The sequence below is a fragment of the Sphingopyxis terrae subsp. terrae NBRC 15098 genome (assembly GCF_001610975.1).
Taxonomy (GTDB): Bacteria; Pseudomonadota; Alphaproteobacteria; order Sphingomonadales; family Sphingomonadaceae; genus Sphingopyxis; species Sphingopyxis terrae_A.
On the sequence record NZ_CP013342.1, the window covers coordinates 1,048,649 to 1,068,363 of the forward strand.

Sequence of the window (19,715 nt, forward strand, 5' to 3'; positions counted from 1 at the left end):
AAGAAGCTATTTACGGCAACGTAAATTGCGATCAGTCGAAGCGATTGTTACGCGGGAAACCGGTTGGCGGCATCCGCCCCGACGCACTGCGCGCGACGCGCCACGGCCCGAGGTCGGTTTCGGTGCGCACGCGCCCCGTCTCGCCGCCCATCGTCCAGCTCAGCCCCTCGGCAAAGACGAAGCTCGTCGCGTCGGACAGGCCGCCATCGCGATATTTCTGCAGCATCACGCCCTGACCGCGCGCCATCACCGGCACTTCGGCAATCGGGAAGACGACAAGTTTGCGGTTCTCGCCGATCACCGCGACGCTGTCATGGTCCGCCGCGATCGTGCGGACGACCGACAAGTGCGCCCTGGGCTTCAGATTGACGACATTGCGGCCCTTGCGCGTCTCGGCGATCACATCGGCCATCTGCGCGACGAAGCCGTGCCCGCTCGTCGAAGCGAGCAGCAGCCGGCCGTCGGCGCTCGCGGGGATCAGCGCGACGATACGGGCGTCGGGGTCGATGTCGACCATCAGGCGCAGCGGCTCGCCGAAGCCGCGGCCCCCGGGCAGCTTGTCGGCGCCTACGGTATAGAAGCGCCCGTCGCTCGCGGCGACAAGCAGCTTGTCGGTCGTCTGGGCATGCACCGCAAAGGCGAGTTCGTCGCCTTCCTTGAACTTGAACTCGCCCCATTGGTCCGCCGCGACATGGCCGCGCTGAGCGCGAATCCACCCGCGCTTCGACAGGATCACCGTCACCGGTTCCTTCTCGATCATCGCGTCGAGCGGAATGTCGCGCACCGGCGCGGCTTCAGCGATCGCGGTGCGCCGCGCGCCGAGCGGCGTGTCGAGGCCATAGACGGCCTTCAGCTTTTCCAGATCCTTGCGCAGCCGCGTCTTCTGGCGGTCCTTGCTGGCGACGAGCTTCGCCAGCTCTTCGCGCTCGGCGATCAGGTCGGCCTGCTCGCGCTTCAGCTCCATTTCCTCAAGCTTGCGCAAGCTGCGCAGGCGCATGTTGAGGATCGCCTCGGCCTGCCGGTCGGTCAGCTCGAATTCGGCCATCATCACCGCCTTCGGCTCGTCCTCGGTGCGGATGATCTCGATCACCCGGTCGAGGTTCAGGAAGGCGATGAGGTAGCCGCCGACCAGTTCCAGCCGATCGTCGATCTTGCCGATGCGATGCTCCGCGCGGCGAACGAGGACGATGATCTGATGCTGCAGCCATTCGGTGAGCAGTTGGTGCAGCCCCATCACCTTGGGCGTGCGCGTCGCATCGAGGACGTTGAGGTTGAGCGCGAAGCGGCTTTCGAGCTCGGTCAGCCGGTAAAGGCTTTCCTTCAGGATGTCGGGATCGACGTTGCGGCTCTTGGGCACCAGCACGATGCGGATATCCTCGGCGCTTTCGTCGCGGACATCTTCGAGGATCGGCAGCTTCTTGTCGGCGATAAGCTGCGCGATCGCTTCGATCAACTTGCCCTTGGAAACGCCATAGGGAATCTCGCTGATGACGAGCTGCCATGTGCCGCCCGCCTGCTTCTCGATCCCCGTCTCCTCCCACGCGCCGTCCTGCTTGCCGGTCGAAAAGCGCGCGCGGACGCGAAAACTGCCGCGTCCGGTTTCATAGGCGTGGGCAATCGTCTCTGCGCTGTCGACGATGACGCCGCCGGTCGGGAAATCGGGGCCGCGCACATGCGTCAGCAACTCGGCAAGCTCGGCCCTGGGATTATCGAGCAGGACGAGCGCGGCGTCGATCACCTCGGCGGCGTTGTGCGGCGGGATGTTGGTCGCCATGCCCACTGCAATGCCGCTCGCGCCATTGGCAAGCAGGTTGGGGAACAGGCCGGGCATGATCTCCGGCTCTTCGTCTTCGCCATTATAGGTCGGACGGAAATCGACCGTGCCTTCGTCGAGCCCCTGCATCAGGTCGATCGCGACGCGCGTCAGGCGCGCCTCGGTATAACGATAGGCGGCGGCGTTATCGCCGTCGATGTTGCCGAAATTGCCCTGCCCGTCGACCAGCGGATAGCGCAGCGAAAAATCCTGCGCGAGGCGGACCATCGCATCATAGACCGCAGTGTCGCCGTGCGGGTGAAATTTACCGATGACGTCGCCGACGACGCGCGCCGACTTCTTGTAGCCCTGCGACGGGTCGAGCCGCATCGCGCGCATCGCCCACAAGAGGCGGCGATGCACGGGTTTCAGCCCGTCGCGCAGGTCGGGCAGCGACCGCGCCGTGATCGTCGACAGCGCATATACCAGATAGCGCTCCGACAGCGCGCTGCCGAAGGGGGTGTCGATGTTGCCGGGTTCAGGAGGCGGAAGGTCGTCGGTGGTGCTGGCCATTGTCGCGGCGCGATAGCAATCCTAGCGCATCAACGCAAAGGCCTTAGGAGGATCGCGTAGGGACAGGGCCCTAAGGCTTGTCGGCATAGGCCTTGACCAGATCGTACATGAAGTCGCGGCCGACATAGACCGCCTTCACTTCGACCCTTTCGTTGAGGCCATGGACGCCGTTGCCGTCGGGGTCGCCCCAGATGCCGGGAATGCCATAGGTCGGGATGCCCACCGCGCCGAGGAAGGTCGCATCGGTATAGCCGTTCGCCATCGACGGGATGACCTTCAGTCCCGGCCAATAGCGCGCGACGAGCTTTTCCATCGGGCCGATCACCTTGGGGTCGAGCGGCGGTGCTGGCGGCGCGGGGCGCTTGGGCGGAAGCTGCGTCACGGTGACGCCGGGGTCGCCGATCACCTTTTCCAGCTCGGCCTTGATCTCCTCGATCGGATGACCGGGGAAGATGCGGCAGTTGATATTGGCGCCCGCCCGCTGCGGCAGCGCATTGGGGGCGTGACCGCCGTCGAGCAGGGTCGCGACGCAGGTCGTGCGGATATTGCCGTGGAGGAACCGATCCTTGTTGACGATTGCCTCTGCCGCCTTGTCGGCGGGATCGGCGGCGAGCGCGGCCATCGCCTTGCCCGTTTCGTCGCCGCGCGCGGCGCCCGCTTCGCTGAAGAAGCGCCGCGTCGTGTCGGTCATTTCGACCGGAAATTCATATTCGTCGATCCGCGTCAGCGCCCGCGCGAGCTGATAGATCGCATTGTCGCGCACCGGCACCGAGCTGTGGCCGCCCGCGTTGCGGGTTTCGAGGCGGAAGTTGGCGAAGGTCTTTTCGCCGACCTGCACCGACTGGCCGATCACATGGCCCTTGCCGTCGCTGTCGCCGCCGCCGCCTTCGTTGAGCGCGAATTCGGCGTCGATCAGATCGCGCTTGTTCGCCGCCAGCCATTCGGCGCCGTTGAAGGCGCCGTTGGTTTCCTCGCCGCAGGTCAGTGCCAGCTTGACGGTGCGTTTCGGCTTGTACCCTTCCGTGCGGAAGCGGATCAGCATGTCGGTCCAGATCGCCGCCTGCGCCTTGTCGTCGAGCGTTCCGCGGCCATAGAAGTAGCCGTTTTCCTCGACCATCTTGAACGGGTCGCGTTCCCAGTCGGCACGTTTCGCCTCGACGACGTCGATATGCGCGATGAGCAGGATCGGCTTGGCGGTCTTCGACGTGCCGGGATAGACGGCGACAAGGCCGCCCTCCTTCGGATGATCGGGGTCCGCGAACAACGTCAATTGTTCGTCACCGAGGCCCGCTGTCTTGAGGCGCGCCGCCATGCGTTCGGCGGCGAGCGTGCAGCTTCCCGCCGACAGCGTGGTGTCGGTTTCGACCAGTTCCTTGTAAAGATCGCGAAAGGCGAGCTGGTCCGCGCGCGGCGCCGTCTGCTGCGCGGTGGCGGGCGCGGCGACGAGCAGCGCCGACGACAGCAAGGCGGACAAGATTTTCATTGGTTGGCCTCCCCTGAACAGGCCGCGAAAGGAGCAGAAAGCGCCGCGCGCTGCAAGCCGCTTGCGCGCGGCGCCGCTTTCGCGCAAGTCGCGCTGAGGATGGGGAGAGAGACGTGACGCCGATCGAAGACGATCAGCCTGGGCCGGTCGCGCGCGCGGTGCGCCGCCTGCTATTGCTGCTGTACCGGCTGCGCGGCTGGACCGCGGTGGGCGAGGTGCCCGAACCGCGCCGCTTCATCATCATCGCGGCGCCGCACACCAGCAACTGGGATTTCGTCAACTATCTCGGCCTGACCGCCGACCTAGGCGTGCGCGCCCATTTCATGGGCAAGCTGTCGCTGTTCAATTGGCCGCTCGGCGGCTTCATGCGCCAGATGGGCGGGATTGCGGTCGATCGCCGGAACAGCAGCAATGTCGTACAGCAGATGGTGCAGGAATTTGCGCGGCGGCGCGAGTTCATGCTGACCGTCGCGCCCGAAGGGACACGGGGCAAGGCGAAGAAATGGCGCACCGGCTTTTACCAGATTGCGCTCGCCGCGAAGGTGCCGATGGTCGTCGGCCTGATGGATTATGGCACCAAGACCGGCGGCCTGGGGCCGCTGATCTGGCCGACGGGCGATTTCCGCGCCGACATGATGAAGGTGTTCGACGTCTATAAAAGCTGTATTCCCAAAATACCCGAGCGCGCCGTCCGGTCGATCGACGACATCGTCGGCCGCCGTGAGGAAGCGCAGGACACCGAGGCAGAGAGCGAGGAGGCACGGGGCCGATGACCGACATGGTGACGCTTCTGGCGATCAATTTCGCGGCGCTGATCGCGGCGATCCTCGTCCTCTGGGGTATCGCGGTTGCGATCCGCGATGTCTCGTTCATCGATGCCTTCTGGGCTTTCGGCATGGTGCTGCTGGCACTCGCAAGCGCGGCGCAGGTCGGTATCGAAGGCGTGCACGCGGCGGCGATCCTCGCGCTCACGGCGCTGTGGGGGCTGCGCCTCTCGATCCATCTTTTCGTGCGCTGGCGCGCGCATGGCGAAGACCCACGCTACGCACGGATCATGGCGCGCACGATGGAACGCCGCGGCTGGAGCTGGGCGCAGACGGCGCTCCTAACCGTCTTTCTGACGCAGGCACCGCTCCTGTTTCTCACCTGCCTGCCCGCGCAGATCGGCATATGGGCCAGCGTGGCCGATCCGGTGCCGGCGCTTGGCGTCATCGGCTGGGCGGGCGTCGCCGCGGCGCTCATAGGTATTGCGTTCGAAAGCATCGGCGACGCGCAGCTCGATGCCTTTCGCAAGAATCCGGCGAACAAGGGCAAGGTGCTCGACACCGGCCTGTGGCGGTATACGCGGCACCCCAATTATTTCGGCGATGCGCTGACCTGGTGGGGCATCTGGCTGATCGCCGCCGACATCGGGCTGTGGGCCGCCGTGGCGAGCGTCATCGGCCCCATTTTCCTGACCTTCACCCTGACGCGCTGGTCGGGCAAGGCGCTGCTCGAAAAGGGCCTGCACAAGACGCGACCCGGCTATGCCGACTATGTCCAGCGCACCTCGGGCTTTTTCCCATGGCCGCCAAAGACCAGGGGCTAGGCGAAGAGACGGCCGCCGCCGATGCGAGCGCGCTGGGCGACGCGCCGCGCATTCGCGCGATCCTGACCGCCGCGGCGCGCGACGGACGCAGCGTCAGCTATTCCGAAATACTCGGCGACCTGGGCTTCCGATTCACGCGGCCCAAGATGCGCGCGCTGTGCAAGACGCTGGGCGAGGTCGACCGGATGTGCGCGCTCGACGGCGAACCCGATCTCGCCGTACTTGTGGTGCGCGAGAGCGACCGGCTGCCCGGTCAAGGCTGGTGGGTCGGCGGCACGGCGCTGTTGCTCGGCTACGACGGCCCGTGGGAAGGCGCCGCCGCGGCGCGTTTCATCCGCGAACAGCAACAGATTGCGTTCGATTATTGGGCGTCGCGATAGGCCGGAAAATATCGCGGCGCGCAGCAAAGGCAGAGGCATATTGAGCGACGCCATCGCGACCTAGCCAAAAGCCGCCCTTCGCCCTAAAGAGCGCCGATGCATTTCCTCGATCAGGCAAAGATTTTCGTGAAGTCCGGCGACGGCGGCCCCGGCGCCGTTTCGTTTCGCCGTGAGAAATATGTCGAATATGGCGGCCCCGACGGCGGCAACGGCGGCAAGGGCGGCGACATTGTGTTCGAGGCGGTGAGCGGGCTCAACACGCTGATCGACTTTCGCTATACCCAGCATTTCAAGGCCCGCCGCGGCACCCCCGGCGCCGGCCGCGATCGCACCGGCGCGGGCGGCGACGATCTGGTGATCCAGGTGCCGATCGGCACGCAGATCCTGGCCGACGACGAAGATCGCAGCTTGCTCGCCGATCTGACCAAGGAGGGCGAGCGCATCGTCTTTCTGCGCGGCGGCGACGGCGGGCGCGGCAATGCGAGCTACAAAAGCTCGACCAATCGCGCGCCGCGTCAGCACGGCCCCGGCTGGCCGGGCGAGGAGATGTGGGTGTGGCTGCGCTTGAAGCTGCTCGCCGACGCCGGGCTCGTCGGGCTGCCCAATGCGGGCAAGTCGACCTTCATCAACGCCGTCTCCAACGCGCAGGCCAAGGTCGGCGCCTATGCCTTTACGACGACGCGGCCGCAACTCGGCGTCGTCAGCCACAAGGGGCGCGAATTCGTCATCGCCGATATTCCCGGCCTGATCGAAGGCGCCGCCGATGGCGCGGGGATCGGCGACCGCTTTCTGGGGCATATCGAACGCTGCCGCGTGCTGCTGCATCTGGTCGATGCCAATGATGCCGATGTCGCGACCAGCTATCACATCGTGCGCGACGAACTCGACGCCTATGGCGCGGGGTTGACCGACAAACCGGTCGTCGTCGCGCTCAACAAGGTCGATACGCTCGACGAGGAATTGATCGCCGCGCTCAAGGCCGAGCTCGAAGAAGCAAGCGGCTATCCGGTCATGGCGCTGTCGGGCGCCAGCGGCGAAGGTGTCGGTGCGGTGCTCGACAAATTGCTCGAAGCCATCGGCCCGGTCGCCCCCGCGGCCGACCATCGCGACGACGCCGACGACGAAGGCGCTTGGTCGCCGCTTTGACGTCGCGGCGCCCGGCGCGGAACGAAACGCGTCCGCGGGGCATTTGATCGCGGAACAACAAGGAGTTCCTCATGCCTCCCCACGCGTCCCGCGCCCTGCACGCGCCTCTCTCGCTCTGCCTGGCCGCGGCCACGGCGCTCACCGCCGTCCCGGCCGCCGCGCAGGACGAAGGCGAAACGACCGGCAAGCGCACCCGCGTCTTCGCCGGGCCGCAATTCTGGCCCGAAACGCCCGGATCGAAAAAGCTCGTCCTCGGGCCCTTCGTCGACCTCTCGCGCGCCAAGCCCGGCGAGGACTTCGCCTTCGAGGCCCCGGACCAGAGCTTTGGCTTCGACCTTGTCGACGACAAGAAATTCGACTTCGGCCCGACCGCCAGCATAATCCGCAAGCGCAAGCCCGAAGCCGTCGGCGGCAACCTGCCCAAGGTCGGACTGACCGTCGAAGCGGGCGCCTTCGCCCAAGCCTGGGTGGCGCCGGCGCTGCGCGTGCGGGTCGAAGCGCGCAAGGGCCTCGGCGGTCATGGCGGCTGGGTCGGCGATGTCGGGGCCGATTATGTCGCGCGCCAGGGCGACGACTGGCTGTTTTCGATCGGTCCGCGCGTCTCGCTCGGTGACAGCAAATATAGCCGCGCCTATTTCGGCGTCGCTCCTACTGATGTCGCCGCCTCGGGCCTGCCCGCTTATGATCCCAAGGGCGGCGTGCAATCGGTCGGCGTCACAGCGGGCTATATGCGCCAGTTGACGCGAAATTGGGGCGTCGCGGCCTTTGCGCGCTACGACCGCCTCGTCGGCGATGCCGCCGACTCGCCCGTCACCCGCGCCTTCGGTTCGCGTAACCAACCAGCATTCGGGATCGCGCTGAGCTACACCTTCGGCGGCAAGCGCTAGGCCGCGCGGACAAATTCCAACGCCGCAGGGACTGCAGCTAACCGCCAGCTCGTTCGGAAAGCTGCCTTTCCGGAAACGACCGTTTGCGGCCGTTCGCTTAAACCCTTCGAATTAGACGAACGAAAATTGGCAACGCGAGTGCGGCGGCGAACATAGAGCTTTGAATTAGACCGAGAAGGAGTTGCCATTCGATAGGCACATCTCGCGCATGAGTGCCGACGTCTGCGCTAAAAATCCATAATGTGACGCTGATATCGACGGCATAGAGAACTATGAAGGCGGCCACGAAATTTGGTAACGTCACGGCCTGACGATATGTGACCGTCGCAGCGATCAACCACAAAGCGCCAAAGATAATCGCGCTGATTTGGCCGGGCACTGAGACCCCATACAAGAAAGGCACCCAATGCCATTGTAAGGTCAAGGCATAGAGCATGACAGCAGGAAATTTGTTTCGGGCCATGCGGTTCTTACTAGTGGCTCAGGGTTTACAGAAAGATGTCCGCTTCCCATCCAAAACAGACGCTATTCCTTATCGTCCGGCTTGAGCAGCGCGCCTACCAGCCTGCCGCGCTGGTAGCGGCCCTTGCGTTCGTGCGGGATGGTGTAGAGCGCGGTCAGGAAGCGTTTGTCCCACTCGGTCAGTTCGCGCTTGCCCTGGCGGTCGTCGAACAGGCCGAGGATCGATTGCGACTGGGGCTCGGCGCGGATGCGGATGCCGCTCAGCGCGACGAAGGCGGCATAGTCGGTCACCGCGCGCAACGTGGCGCCCTCGGCGTCGTTGACGTCGATGACGATCGTCGCGCCTTCGATGCTGCGGAGGGTTTGCGGCCCGATCAGGCTGAGGCCGCCGCTGGTCCGGCGGACCGAATACCACCAGCGCACCGGCTTATCGAGCTCGACGAGGTCGCGGATGTCGGGGCCGCTCATATCGGCGAACTGGCCCGGATAGCGGGCCTTGAACAGCTTGATGAAATTCGCGCCGTCGTCGACGAAGAGGAGGAGGACGTTTGTGTCGCATTTGCCGTCGGCGATTCTTGCGCCGCTCGAGCGGACGGTGTCGCGAAACCAGCCCTCGACGAGCGCGGCATGTTCATCCGACAGGCCGAGCGCGCGCGGGCAGAGCCTGACCGTCCAGCGCGCGACGCTGTCCTGGGAATAGATGCCGGGCGCGACGCCGAGGGTGCGGATGAAGGCGTTGGCGCGCTTCTTCGCTTCCTCGCGCGTCAGCCGCTCGCCCTCGACGACGATGTCGTCGGGCGAGCGCAGCGTTGGATCGGCGGCAGGTTCGGCGAAGGCCGCGGGTGTCTGCGCGAACAGCGCGGCGGCAAGCAGAAGGCGGGGGAAGTGCATCGGCCTGATTCCTTCCTGTCGGGCAGCCAACCCTAAATCATTGGGATCAATTGCAGAAGCTCAATTCTCTCCGCTCTGGAGCGTTGGCAGCCGCGCGAGCATCGCGACGAGTTGCGCCTGGCTGGTCGCGCCGGTCTTGCGGAAGATGCCTTTCAGGACGAAGCGCGCGGCGTTGAGGCTGACGGCGCGGAGCGCGGCATAGTGCTGCAGCGACTTGCCGCCGGCGAGCCAGACCGCGAGGCGCGCCTCGGTCGGGGTCAGTCCGTACCATTGCGCGACGCGGTCGATCTCGACCACCGGCGTTTCGCCGACCGCGCTGCCCATTGTGACGATCAGCGAGGCACCGAGCGCGATGCCGCCGGGGGGCGTCCACCCATCACCCCAAAGTGGACGTTCGATCAGCTTGGAACGTGTTGGCGCGCCTTAGTCTAATTTCGTTGGCGCGCAGGCATCGGCGCGCTATCGGGCGCGCATGTTGTTCGCGCCCGCCTCCTGCCCGCGGCTGATCGTCAAGATCGGATCGGCGTTGCTCGTCGATGAAGGCGGCGCGGTGCGGCGCGACTGGCTGGCCGGGATCGCCGCCGACATCGCGGCACGTTGCCGCGCCGGGCAGCAGGTTGCCGTGGTGTCGTCGGGGGCGATTGCGCTCGGCGCCCGCCGTCTCGGGCTTGCCAAGGGCGGGCGCGCCAGCCTTGAGGATGCGCAGGCGGCGGCAGCGACCGGTCAGATTGCACTGTCGCAGGTTTGGGCCGAGGTTTTGGGCGCCGAAGGGCTGACCGCAGCGCAGATCCTCGTCACGCTCGACGATCTCGAACATCGCCGCCGCTACCTCAACGCCGCCGCGACGCTCGACCGGCTGCTCACCCTGGGTGTGGTTCCGATCATCAACGAGAACGACAGCGTCGCGACCGAGGAAATCCGCTTCGGCGACAACGACCGGCTCGCGGCGCGCGTCGCGCAGGCGGCGGGTGCCGGCGGCGTCGTCCTGCTCTCCGACATCGACGGCCTTTATGATCGCAATCCGTCGCAGCCCGGCGCGACGCATATCGCGCGCGTCGACCGCATCGACGCCGCGATCGAGGCGATGGCCGACACCGGATCGGCATCGGGCATGGGGTCGGGCGGCATGGTATCCAAGATCGCGGCGGCGCGCATCGCCAATTCGGCGGGCGCGAGCCTCGCCATCGCGTCGGGGCGGATCGGGCGCCCCCTGTCGGCCGACGCGCGCCACACGCTCTTTGCGGCCGAACGCGGCGCAAGCGCGCGCAAGGCATGGCTCGCGGGCGGGCTCACCGCCAAGGGACGGCTGACGATCGACGCCGGGGCGGTGCGCGCGCTTGCCGGCGGCGCCAGCCTGCTCGCCGCCGGCGTGACCGATGCATCGGGTGACTTTGCACGCGGCGATATCCTCGACATCGCCGGTCCCGACGGGCGCACGATCGCGCGCGGATTGTCGGAATATACCGCCGCCGATGCGCAGGCGATCCTCGGCCTCGGCCGCGATGCGCAGGAGGCCGCGCTCGGCTATGCGCCGCGTGCGGCAATCGTCCACCGCGACCATCTGGTCCTGTTGTGACCGCGCCGGACCAGCCGCGCGTTCTGGCCATGACCGGCGCAACCGGCTTCGTCGGCGGCGCGACATTGCAGCGGGCGGTTGCGGCCGGATGGCAGGTGCGGGCGCTGACGCGGCGGGCGCAAGAACCGCGCGATGGCGTTACCTGGATCGACGGCGCGCTCGACCGGCCCGACAGCCTTGCTGCGATGATCGCGGGCGCCGATGCGGTGTTGCACATCGCCGGCGTCGTCAACGTGCCGACGCGCGCCGCGTTCGAGGCGGGCAATGCCATAGCGACCGCCAATGTGGTAGCCGCCGCCCGCGATGCGGGGGTGGCGCGCTTCGTCCACGTCTCGTCGCTCGCCGCGCGCCAGCCGGCACTTTCCAACTATGGCTGGTCGAAGGAGCGCGCCGAAGCCGTGGTGATGGAAAGCGCGCTCGAATGGACCATCATCCGGCCGCCCGCCGTCTTCGGCCCGGGCGACACCGACATGCTCGACCTGTTCCGTATGGTGGGCCGCGGCATCGCGCTGCTCCCCCCGCCGGGGCGGATGTCGGCGATCTATGTCGACGAACTGGCGCGCCTGCTGCTGGCGGTGACGGCCGACCGCAAAGAAACCGTTGGCCGGATCTATGAACCCGACGACGGTCAGGTCGGGGGCTGGACGCACCGCGAATTTGCGAAAGCTATCGGCCGCGCGATCGGGCGGCCGAACGTGACGGCGCTGTCGGTGCCGGCGGCGGTGCTCAAGGCGGGCGGGCATCTCGACCGCCTCGTCCGCCGCGATCGCGCCAAGCTGACTCCCGACCGCGCCGCCTATATCGCGCATCCCGACTGGGTCGCAGCCGCCGGGACACAGCCGCCAACAGCGCTGTGGCAGCCCGCGCTCGCCACCGATGAGGCACTGGCCCGAACGGTGCGCTGGTACCGCGAACAGGGCTGGCTCTGACGTCGCCCGTGGGGCTTCGTCGGACGCCCGTCGAAGCTTGGATTGCCAAGGCCGGGCGGGCGGATTAGGCACGGGGGCATGACCGACACCAGCGCCACGCCGCCCCAGACCCCCGATTCCGCCGGCCCCTGGGCCATTCCGGTTCGCCGCCCGCTGCCGGGCGACGACCGGCCGCGCGGTGGCACCAGCTTTCCGCGCAAGGTTTGGAACCTGCTCGTCGCGATCAAGGACGGGCTCGCGCTCCTGTTCCTCCTGCTCTTTTTCGTCGGGCTGTTCGCGCTGCTCTCCGGCCGTCCCAATGCGTCGCTGCCCGTCAGCAAGGGCGCGCTCGTCGTCGAACTCGACGGCGTACTGAGCGAACAACCGGCCGAGGTCGATCCCTTTGCCGCCGTGTCGGGCGGCGATCGGATGAAGGAATATCGCACCCGCGACGTCGTCCGCGCTATCGAAACCGCGGCGAAGGACGACCGCGTCAGCGCCGTCGTTCTCGACCTCGACCGCTTCGTCGGCGGCGGACAGGTATCGCTTGCCGAAGTCGGCGCTGCGGTCGACAAGGTGCGGGCGGCCAAGAAGCCCGTACTCGCCTTCGCCACCGCCTATACGACCGACAGCTATCAGCTCGCCGCGCACGCGAGCGAAATATGGACCGACAGCATCGGCGGCGTCGCCGTCGCCGGCCCCGGCGGATCGCGCCTCTATTACAAGGGGCTGATGGACCGGCTCGGCATCACCGCGAACATCTATCGCGTCGGCACTTTCAAGAGCGCGGTCGAACCTTATCTGCGCAGCGACCAGTCGCCCGAGGCGAAGGAGGCCAATCTGGCCTACGCCTCGGTGCTGTGGGACACCTGGCTCGCCGAAGTGAAGAAGGCGCGGCCGCAGGCAAAGCTCGACGCGGTGCTGGCCACGCCAGCCGCGGTGGTGAAGGCTGCGAACAATGATCTCAGCAAGGCGTCGCTCGACGCCGGCCTGGTCGACAAAATCGGCGGCCGGCTCGCCTTTGGCGAGCGCGTCGCCGAAATCGCCGGCGCGCCCGACGATAGCCAGCCCTGGGCTTATAATGCGATCCCGCTCAAAAACTGGGTCGCCGCGAACCCGCCCGAAGCCAAGGGCGCCGCGATCGCGGTCGTTCCCGTCGTGGGCACCATCGTCGACGGCAAGGCGCGCCCCGGCAGCGCTGGCGGCGATACGATCGCTGAACATATTCTCGACGCCGCGTCGGACGACGGGGTCAAGGCGATCGTGCTGCGCGTCGATTCGCCCGGCGGATCGGTGCTGGCGTCCGAACAGATCCGCCAGGCGCTGCTCGTCGCCAAGGCGAAAAAGCTGCCGATCGTCGTCTCGATGGCGAATGTTGCGGCCTCGGGCGGCTATTGGGTTTCAACCCCCGCCGACCGCATCTTCGCCGAGCCCGAGACGATCACCGGCTCGATCGGCGTGTTCGGCATCCTGCCGAGCTTCGACAAGACGCTCGCCAAGATCGGCGTCACCACCGACGGCATCCGCACGACGCCGCTGTCGGGCCAGCCCGACATCCTCGGCGGCGTCAACGAGGAGTTCAACCAGCTCGCGCAGGCGGGGGTCGAGGACGTCTATGCCCGCTTCACCGGCCTCGTCGCAAAAAGCCGCAAGCAGCCCGTCGAAAAGATCGAAGCGATCGCCGAGGGCCGCGTCTGGGCGGGCGGCACCGCGCGCCAGATCGGGCTGGTCGACCAGTTCGGCGGCCTGCCCGACGCGCTCGCGGCCGCGGCGAAGCTTGCCAAGGTCGATGGCGCCTTCCACGCCAAATATTTCGAGGAAGAGCCGAGCGAGTGGTCGAAGATGCTCGCCGCCTGGACCGGCGCCGAGCAGGATGAAACCGCGCTCGCGCCGCGTGGCTGGTTCGGTATTGCGGCAATGAACCGCACCCTCGCCGAGCGCCGGCTGGTGCAGGATATGCAGATGCTGACGAGCAGCGGATCGGTACAGGCCGCCTGTCTCGACTGCCGTGCCTATCTGCCGCCCGTTCCGGCCGGCTCGGCAGAGGCGAAAGGCCTGATCGGGATGCTGGCGTTCCTTTTGAAATAGCGAAGCGGCACATCGCCGGGCGGTTTGAAACAATATTGCTGTAAACGCCGCCGAATCGCCGGGGCTTGCCGCCATCGGCAAAGGCGTATAAAGCCGCGGCCAATGTCCGGCCGCCCCGCGAGGGGCGGCCCTTATTATTTCCGCTTTTGGAGAAGCAGTCATGGCCAATGCCGATGCCACCCCGCTGATGCCGCATGCGACCGCCGCCTGGCTGGTCGACAACACCGGCCTGACCTTTGCGCAGATCGCCGATTATTGCGGCATCCACATCCTGGAAGTGCAGGCGATCGCCGACGAAACCGCGGCGACCAAATATACCGGCCGCGATCCGGTTCGCGCCCACGAACTGTCGATGGAAGAGATTGAAAAGGGCCAGAACGACCCGAACTACAAGCTCAAGATGACGAAGCAGGCGCAGGATACCATCCGCCGCACCCGCGGCCCGCGCTACACGCCGGTCAGCAAGCGTCAGGACAAGCCCGACGGCATCGCCTGGATCCTGAAGAACCATCCCGAAGTGTCGGATGGCGCGATCGGCAAGCTGATCGGCACGACGCGCAACACCATCGGCGCGATCCGCGATCGCAGCCACTGGAACAGCGCGAACATCGTGCCCAAGGATCCGGTGACGCTCGGTCTCTGCTCGCAGCGCGAACTCGACGCGATCGTCGCGAAGGCGGCGAAAAAGGCGGGGATCAAGGCCCCCGAAGACAGCCGCTTCGAAGGCGACCGCGAGGCGCTGCTCGAGGAACTGCGCGCCGAGCGCAGCGCCGCCGCCGAAGCACGCGCGGCAGAGGATCATTCGGACGACGAAGCCTGACGCATGGCGGTCGGCGGCGATGAGGATGATATTCCGGCGGCCAGCGGTTCGCCGGACGCGTCGCTGACCCAGGACGACAGCTTCACCGCGACGAGCCACGCCGGCCTGACCTATCCCTGGGGCGACGCCGCACCGGGGATCGGCGAAACGATCCGCATCGCCGATGGCATCAGCTGGGCGCGCATCCCGATGCCGGGTTCGCTCGGCCACATCAACAGCTGGCTGCTCGACGACGCTGCGCCCGACGGCTCCGACGGGGCGGCGGTGGTCGATACGGGCATTTGCCTGACCATCTGTTCGGACGCCTGGAAAGCACTCTATGCCGGGCCGCTCGCGGACACGCGCATCACGCGCGTGTTCGGTACCCATCTGCACCCCGACCATATCGGGCTTGCCGGCTGGATCGCGAAGAAGCAGCAGGTGAAGCTGTGGATGACGCGCGGCGAAATGCTCACCGCGCGCGCCATCGTCGCCGATTCCTCGGACGTCGCCCCCGACGAGGTGCTGGCCCAGTCGCGCGCCGCGGGTTGGGACGACGAGGCGATCGAGCGCCAGCGTGCGGACGGCTGGAACATGTTTCAGCGCATGATCTTCGCGCTGCCGCGCAGCTATGTCCGCATCGCCGACGGCGACCGGATCGATTTCGGCAAACACATGTGGCGCGTCGTCACCGGATCGGGCCACAGCCCCGAACATGCGTGCCTGTGGAACGAGCGTGAAGGCGTGCTGGTCTCGGGCGATCAGGTGCTGCCGCGGATCAGTTCGAACGTGTCGGTCAACATCACCGAACCCGATGCTGATCCGCTGGGCGAATGGCTCGCCTCGATCGACAAGCTGCTCGCGACCGTTCCCGCCGACGTCGTGACCTGTCCTGCGCATGGCGAGCCCTTTCGCGGGCTGCACGTCCGCCTGATGGCGCTGCGCGACGAACACCGCATGCGGCTCTACAAGGTTGCCGAAGCGGTCGCCGAAGCGCCGATGCGCGCGGTCGACACCTTCCCGCTGCTGTTCAACCGCCCGATCGGCGCCCACAACCAGAATCTGGCGACCGGCGAAGCGCTGGCGCATCTCACGCGGCTCGAGGTCGAAGGCCGCGTGCGCAAGGAGGATCGCGGCGGCGTGTGGTGGTATCACGGGGTCGCCTAAGCGCCTGCAAACAGAGGCGTCGCGATCCTTCAGCGCGGGCCGATCATCCCCGCAGCGACGGGCACCTCGCGACCGTTGACGGCGAGCGCGAGCAGGCGGTGCTTTTCATAGGGGCCGGGCAAGTCCCACGCTCCCGTCGCGTCCGCGGTGAAGCCGAAGAAGCGGCCATAATATTCGGGATCGCCGATCATCATCAGGGCGCCGTCGGCCATCGTCCGCGCGGCTTCGAGCATATGGTCCATAAGCGCCCGGCCGTGGCCGCCGCGCTGGACGTCGGGGCGCACCGCCACCGGGCCGACCATCACCAGCGGCGTCGCCCTTCCCTGCACATCGCGGTGCGCGACGGGCCAGCACTGAATCGTGCCGACCAGCGCGCCATCCTCGACGGCGGCGAAGCTGAGGCAGGGAACTGCATCCATGCCCAGGCGGATGCGATAGGCGGTTCGTCCAAAGCGGTCCGATCCGAAAGCGGCGTCGAGGAGCGCCTCGACCGCCTGCGGTTCGATTTCGGACAATGGAAGTAACTCGACCAACGCGCACCCTTTCGCTAATGCGGCGGCGCTTTAGGGTCGCCGACCGGCAATGGAAAGCCGAATGTCGCGCCCGTACGACAGGAATTTCTTGTGACCGACACATTGTGGCTGGAAGTGGACGGGCTGACCGTCGATGTGCTGACCGGCATTTACTCCGAGGAAACCCACCTTCCGCAGCCGCTGCGCATTTCGGTGCGCGCGCGCTTGGTGATGGCCGATCATTATGACCCGGCAACCCCGCTCAGCGCCTCCAAAAACTATATGAACCTGAAATTCGCGGCGACCGAGGGACTGCCCAAGGACGTGCATTTCGTGCTGATCGAAAGCGTCGCCGACCATATCATCGACACGCTGTTCCTGCAGGACGAAAAGGTCGAAGAGGTCGAGGTGAAGATCGTCAAGCTCGCGATCGCCGAGGACGGCGAAGAGATCGGCATCACGATGCGCCGGACGCGCAAATGACGGCGGCGCCGATCGCGCTCGTCACCGGTGGTCTGCACCGGATCGGCGCGGCGATCGCGGCGCGGCTTGCGCGCGGGGGTTATGCGCTCGCAATCCACAAGCGCAGCCCCGGCGAGGCCGACGCCGTGCTGGCCGAGGCGCTCGCCGAGACGGGCGCCGAATGTCACCGCTTCGCCGCCGATCTCGCCGATCCGGCCGCCGTCGATGCGCTGGTGCCCGCGGTGACCGCAAAGTTCGGCCGTGCGCCCGTGCTGCTCGTCAACAACGCCTCGCTGTTTCCCGAGGGCGAATGGGACACGCTCACCGGCGCCGCGCTGGCCGAAACGATGCAGATCAACCATCACGCGCCGGTGATGCTCGCGCGCGCGCTGGTCGCCGCGAACGAAGGCGGCAGGCGTCCCGCGATCGTGAACATCCTGGACCAGCGCATCGCCAACCCGGTGCCCGACCAGCTTGCCTACAGCCTGTCGAAGCAGGCGCTGTGGCAGGCGACGGCAACGCTGGCGGTCGCCTTCGGCGCGCGCGCGCGCGTCAATGCAGTTGCACCGGGGCTGACCCTCCCCACCGACGATTACAGTGCGGGACAGATGACGCGGCTTGCGGCGCGCATGCCGCTCGGCGCGCTGCCGACCCCGGACGATATTGCCGACGCCGTCGCCTGGCTTGCCCGCGCCGAGGCGGTGACGGGGCAGACGATCTTCGTCGATGGCGGCGCGCATCTGGCGCCGCTGGGCCGCGATTTCGTGGCGCTGGAGCGCGATTGACGCCCCGCCTGTCCCCGCGAAGGCGGGGACCCATAGCCAGATTAGGCGAGCTTCGCTTCAGGACGCTCCGGGCTCCCGCCTGCGCGGGAGCACACGCGAAGCTTTTGGCCGCTCAGTAAATATGCACCGCCTTGGCGACCAGATAACCGTCGAGACCCTCGGGTCCGCTCTCGCTGCCGAAGCCCGACTCCTTGATCCCGCCGAAGGGCATGTCATTGGCCGAGATGACGAAGCTGTTGATCCCGACCATGCCGCTTTCGATGCCGTCGGCGACGCGGTTGATGCGGCGGCCGTTTTCGGTGAAGGCGAAGGCGGCAAGGCCATAGGGCAGCCGGTTCGCCTGTTCGAGCGCGTCTTCTTCGGTCGCGAACGGCCGGATCAGCGCCATCGGGCCAAAAGGTTCGTTGTTCATCGCATCGGCGTCGAGCGGAACGTCGGCCAGCGCCGTCGGCTGGAAGAAATAGCCCTCGCCCGTCGCGGCGCCGCCCGCGATCACCCGTGCGCCCTTTGCGGTCGCATCGGCAATCATCGCCTCCAGCGCGGGGGCGCGGCGCGCGTTGGCGAGCGGTCCCATCTGGGTGCCGGCATCGAGCCCGCTGCCGATCTTCACGCGCGCGGTGCGTTCTGCAAAGCCCTTCACGAAGGCGTCGTAGATGCCGTCCTGCACATAGAAGCGCGTCGGCGAGACGCAGACCTGGCCGGCGTTGCGGAACTTCTGCGTCACGACGCGGTCGAGCGTCGTTTCAAGGTCGCAATCGTCGAACACCAGCACCGGGGCGTGTCCGCCGAGCTCCATTGTGATGCGCTGCACCCGGTCGGCGGCGAGCTTCATCAGATGCTTGCCGACCGCGGTCGATCCGGTGAAGCTGACCTTGCGGATCACCTCGCTGCCGAGCAGGTGGCGGCTGATCATGTCGGGATTGCCATAGACGAGCTGGACCACATCGCCAGGGATGCCCGCATCGGCAAGGCAGCGCATGATCGCGCTGGTGCAGCCCGGCGTTTCCTCGGGCGCCTTGGCGATCACGACACAGCCCGCGGCGAGCGCTGGCGCGACCTTCTTGATCATCAGATTGACAGGAAAATTCCACGGGCTGAACGCCGCGACCGGACCGACGGGCTGTTTCAGCACCATCGCGCGCTGACCCGCCGGACGCTGCACGACGCGGCCCTCGATCCGCTTGCCCTGTTCGGCAAAATATTCGAGCAACGACGAGGCCGAAAGCACTTCGCCGCGCGCTTCGGCGATCGGCTTGCCCTGTTCGAGCGTGAGCAAGGTCGCGATATGGTCGGCGCGTTCGCGGATCAGTCCGGCGGCCTTGCGCATCAGCGCGGCGCGCTCGTCAGGGGTCTTGGCGCGCCAGACCGGCCAGCCGCGCGCGGCGGCGGCAAGCGCTTCGTCGAGGTCGGCCGCGGTCGCCACCGGCAGCTCGGCGATCGTCGCCGCGGTCGCGGGGTTATAGACCGGCCGCGCCTCGCGCCCTTCGCCGCTCCGCCAGGCACCGTCGATGAAAAGCTGGAGGTCGGCGTCGTAGGTCGCGGTCATTGGGCAATTTCCTGTCTGATCCGTTCGCATCGAACGGGAAATGGAGGGTCATCAGATGGCGCCCATATAGGAGCGATCAGCGATAGTTAAAGCTGATGCTGATCCGTTCGTCCTTGCCGGCGTTCGGCATCACTTCGTGCCGCAGCCAGCTTTCCCACAGAAAAATGCGCCCCGCCGCGGGCGCGGCATAGATGAAGGGCTGCAGGCTCTCGGGCGCATCCTCGCTCCGCCCCGGCGCCGCCATCAGCATCGCGAGTCGCGGATCTTCGAGCTTCAGCGCCCCCGATCCGGACGGAACGGCGACATAGAAGGTGCCCGATACGATGCTGTGCGGGTGGATGTGCCCGCTGTGCGTGCCGCCGGGTTTGAGGACATTGACCCACAGGCTGTCGAGCTTGAGCGGCTTGGCGAGATCAAAGTGACACGCCTTGGCAAAGGCCTTCACATGCTTGTCGAGCAGGCGCTTGAGGTCGTGAAAGGCGGGGTCGCGGTCGGGCAGGTCGTCAAGGCTGGCGTAGCTGGTGTAGCCGCGATAGCCGTGCGCGCGGCTCCACGCCTTGCCCGCGCCATCCTCGCGAGCGAACAGCCGGCAGCTTTCCTCCAGCTCTTGCAATAGGTCGGGCGCGGCAATGTCGGCCTCGTAAAAATTTGTGGCGAAGAGCGTGCGAACGGGCATGATGCGCGCAAAGCACAGCAAGGGCATGAGAGC

20 protein-coding genes are annotated in these 19,715 nt (G+C 66.8%); 12 read left to right on the forward strand and 8 right to left on the reverse strand.

Annotated features, from left to right (window positions below):
- Nucleotides 1-31: 31 nt before the first annotated feature.
- Nucleotides 32-2,326, reverse strand: coding sequence for a DNA topoisomerase IV subunit A (gene parC, locus AOA14_RS05095; RefSeq protein ID WP_062901024.1), 2,295 nt, complete (start codon nucleotides 2,324-2,326; stop codon nucleotides 32-34).
- A 70-nt stretch (nucleotides 2,327-2,396) separates the two neighbouring features.
- Nucleotides 2,397-3,809: a M20/M25/M40 family metallo-hydrolase gene (locus AOA14_RS05100; RefSeq protein WP_062901025.1), complete on the reverse strand. Its 1,413-nt coding sequence runs from the start codon at nucleotides 3,807-3,809 to the stop codon at nucleotides 2,397-2,399.
- 113 nt (nucleotides 3,810-3,922) lie between these two features.
- On the opposite strand from AOA14_RS05100, the gene AOA14_RS05105 reads away from it, so the two are divergent.
- The 5 genes from AOA14_RS05105 to AOA14_RS05125 all read left to right on the forward strand — a co-directional run bounded on the left by AOA14_RS05105 (nucleotide 3,923) and on the right by AOA14_RS05125 (nucleotide 7,810).
- Entirely contained in the window at nucleotides 3,923-4,582 is a 660-nt protein-coding gene (locus AOA14_RS05105) for a lysophospholipid acyltransferase family protein (RefSeq protein ID WP_062901026.1), read from the forward strand.
- Entirely contained in the window at nucleotides 4,579-5,397 is an 819-nt protein-coding gene (locus tag AOA14_RS05110) for a DUF1295 domain-containing protein (RefSeq protein ID WP_062901027.1), read from the forward strand. The genes AOA14_RS05105 and AOA14_RS05110 overlap by 4 nt, the downstream gene beginning before the upstream one ends.
- Nucleotides 5,373-5,777, forward strand: coding sequence for a hypothetical protein (locus tag AOA14_RS05115; protein ID WP_062901028.1), 405 nt, complete (start codon nucleotides 5,373-5,375; stop codon nucleotides 5,775-5,777). Before AOA14_RS05110 ends, AOA14_RS05115 begins: the two co-directional genes overlap by 25 nt.
- 96 nt (nucleotides 5,778-5,873) lie before the next feature.
- Nucleotides 5,874-6,923 (forward strand): GTPase ObgE, encoded by a 1,050-nt coding sequence (gene obgE / locus AOA14_RS05120; RefSeq protein WP_003042868.1) that lies wholly within the window; start codon nucleotides 5,874-5,876, stop codon nucleotides 6,921-6,923.
- A 71-nt stretch (nucleotides 6,924-6,994) separates the two neighbouring features.
- Nucleotides 6,995-7,810: a MipA/OmpV family protein gene (locus tag AOA14_RS05125; RefSeq protein WP_062901029.1), complete on the forward strand. Its 816-nt coding sequence runs from the start codon at nucleotides 6,995-6,997 to the stop codon at nucleotides 7,808-7,810.
- A gap of 97 nt (nucleotides 7,811-7,907) precedes the next feature.
- On the opposite strand, the gene AOA14_RS05130 is transcribed toward AOA14_RS05125, so the two are convergent.
- The 3 genes from AOA14_RS05130 to AOA14_RS05140 all read right to left on the reverse strand — a co-directional run bounded on the left by AOA14_RS05130 (nucleotide 7,908) and on the right by AOA14_RS05140 (nucleotide 9,487).
- Nucleotides 7,908-8,273, reverse strand: coding sequence for a hypothetical protein (locus tag AOA14_RS05130; RefSeq protein WP_202988397.1), 366 nt, complete (start codon nucleotides 8,271-8,273; stop codon nucleotides 7,908-7,910).
- Between the two features lie 62 nt (nucleotides 8,274-8,335).
- Complete coding sequence (locus tag AOA14_RS05135; protein ID WP_062901031.1) at nucleotides 8,336-9,163, reverse strand: hypothetical protein; 828 nt, start codon at nucleotides 9,161-9,163, stop codon at nucleotides 8,336-8,338.
- Nucleotides 9,164-9,223: 60 nt separating this feature from the next.
- The gene (locus AOA14_RS05140) at nucleotides 9,224-9,487 is read right to left on the reverse strand and encodes a helix-turn-helix transcriptional regulator (RefSeq protein ID WP_062901032.1); all 264 of its coding nucleotides are present in this window, start codon (nucleotides 9,485-9,487) and stop codon (nucleotides 9,224-9,226) included.
- A gap of 148 nt (nucleotides 9,488-9,635) precedes the next feature.
- Between AOA14_RS05140 and proB the strand changes: the two genes are divergently transcribed.
- From proB to AOA14_RS05165, 5 genes are all read left to right on the forward strand, one after another.
- The gene (proB, locus tag AOA14_RS05145; protein WP_062901033.1) at nucleotides 9,636-10,739 is read left to right on the forward strand and encodes a glutamate 5-kinase; all 1,104 of its coding nucleotides are present in this window, start codon (nucleotides 9,636-9,638) and stop codon (nucleotides 10,737-10,739) included.
- Nucleotides 10,740-10,768: 29 nt separating this feature from the next.
- The gene (locus AOA14_RS05150; RefSeq protein ID WP_062903016.1) at nucleotides 10,769-11,668 is read left to right on the forward strand and encodes an NAD-dependent epimerase/dehydratase family protein; all 900 of its coding nucleotides are present in this window, start codon (nucleotides 10,769-10,771) and stop codon (nucleotides 11,666-11,668) included.
- 78 nt (nucleotides 11,669-11,746) lie between these two features.
- A complete protein-coding gene (sppA, locus tag AOA14_RS05155; protein ID WP_082819830.1) occupies nucleotides 11,747-13,735 on the forward strand; it encodes a signal peptide peptidase SppA in 1,989 nt (662 codons plus the stop codon).
- Nucleotides 13,736-13,922: 187 nt separating this feature from the next.
- A complete protein-coding gene (locus tag AOA14_RS05160) occupies nucleotides 13,923-14,555 on the forward strand; it encodes a DUF1013 domain-containing protein (protein ID WP_040589884.1) in 633 nt (210 codons plus the stop codon).
- Nucleotides 14,556-14,558: 3 nt separating this feature from the next.
- Nucleotides 14,559-15,701 carry an MBL fold metallo-hydrolase gene (locus AOA14_RS05165; RefSeq protein WP_062901034.1) on the forward strand — a complete coding sequence of 381 codons (1,143 nt, stop codon included), beginning with the start codon at nucleotides 14,559-14,561 and terminating at the stop codon, nucleotides 15,699-15,701.
- Between the two features lie 29 nt (nucleotides 15,702-15,730).
- Here the strand turns inward: AOA14_RS05165 and AOA14_RS05170 are convergent, their stop codons facing one another.
- Nucleotides 15,731-16,234, reverse strand: a complete 504-nt coding sequence (locus tag AOA14_RS05170; protein WP_062901035.1) for a GNAT family N-acetyltransferase — start codon at nucleotides 16,232-16,234, stop codon at nucleotides 15,731-15,733.
- A 90-nt stretch (nucleotides 16,235-16,324) separates the two neighbouring features.
- Here AOA14_RS05170 and AOA14_RS05175 point away from each other — a divergent pair, with 90 nt between their 5' ends.
- Nucleotides 16,325-16,696, forward strand: coding sequence for a dihydroneopterin aldolase (locus AOA14_RS05175; RefSeq protein ID WP_062901036.1), 372 nt, complete (start codon nucleotides 16,325-16,327; stop codon nucleotides 16,694-16,696).
- On the forward strand, nucleotides 16,693-17,460 hold the full coding sequence (locus AOA14_RS05180) for an SDR family oxidoreductase (protein ID WP_062901037.1): 768 nt from the start codon (nucleotides 16,693-16,695) through the stop codon (nucleotides 17,458-17,460). Before AOA14_RS05175 ends, AOA14_RS05180 begins: the two co-directional genes overlap by 4 nt.
- 112 nt (nucleotides 17,461-17,572) lie before the next feature.
- Here AOA14_RS05180 and AOA14_RS05185 read toward each other — a convergent pair whose 3' ends face one another.
- A complete protein-coding gene (locus AOA14_RS05185) occupies nucleotides 17,573-19,006 on the reverse strand; it encodes an NAD-dependent succinate-semialdehyde dehydrogenase (RefSeq protein ID WP_058811182.1) in 1,434 nt (477 codons plus the stop codon).
- 76 nt (nucleotides 19,007-19,082) lie between these two features.
- On the reverse strand, nucleotides 19,083-19,682 hold the full coding sequence (locus AOA14_RS05190) for a TIGR02466 family protein (RefSeq protein ID WP_062903018.1): 600 nt from the start codon (nucleotides 19,680-19,682) through the stop codon (nucleotides 19,083-19,085).
- Nucleotides 19,683-19,715: the final 33 nt, after the last annotated feature.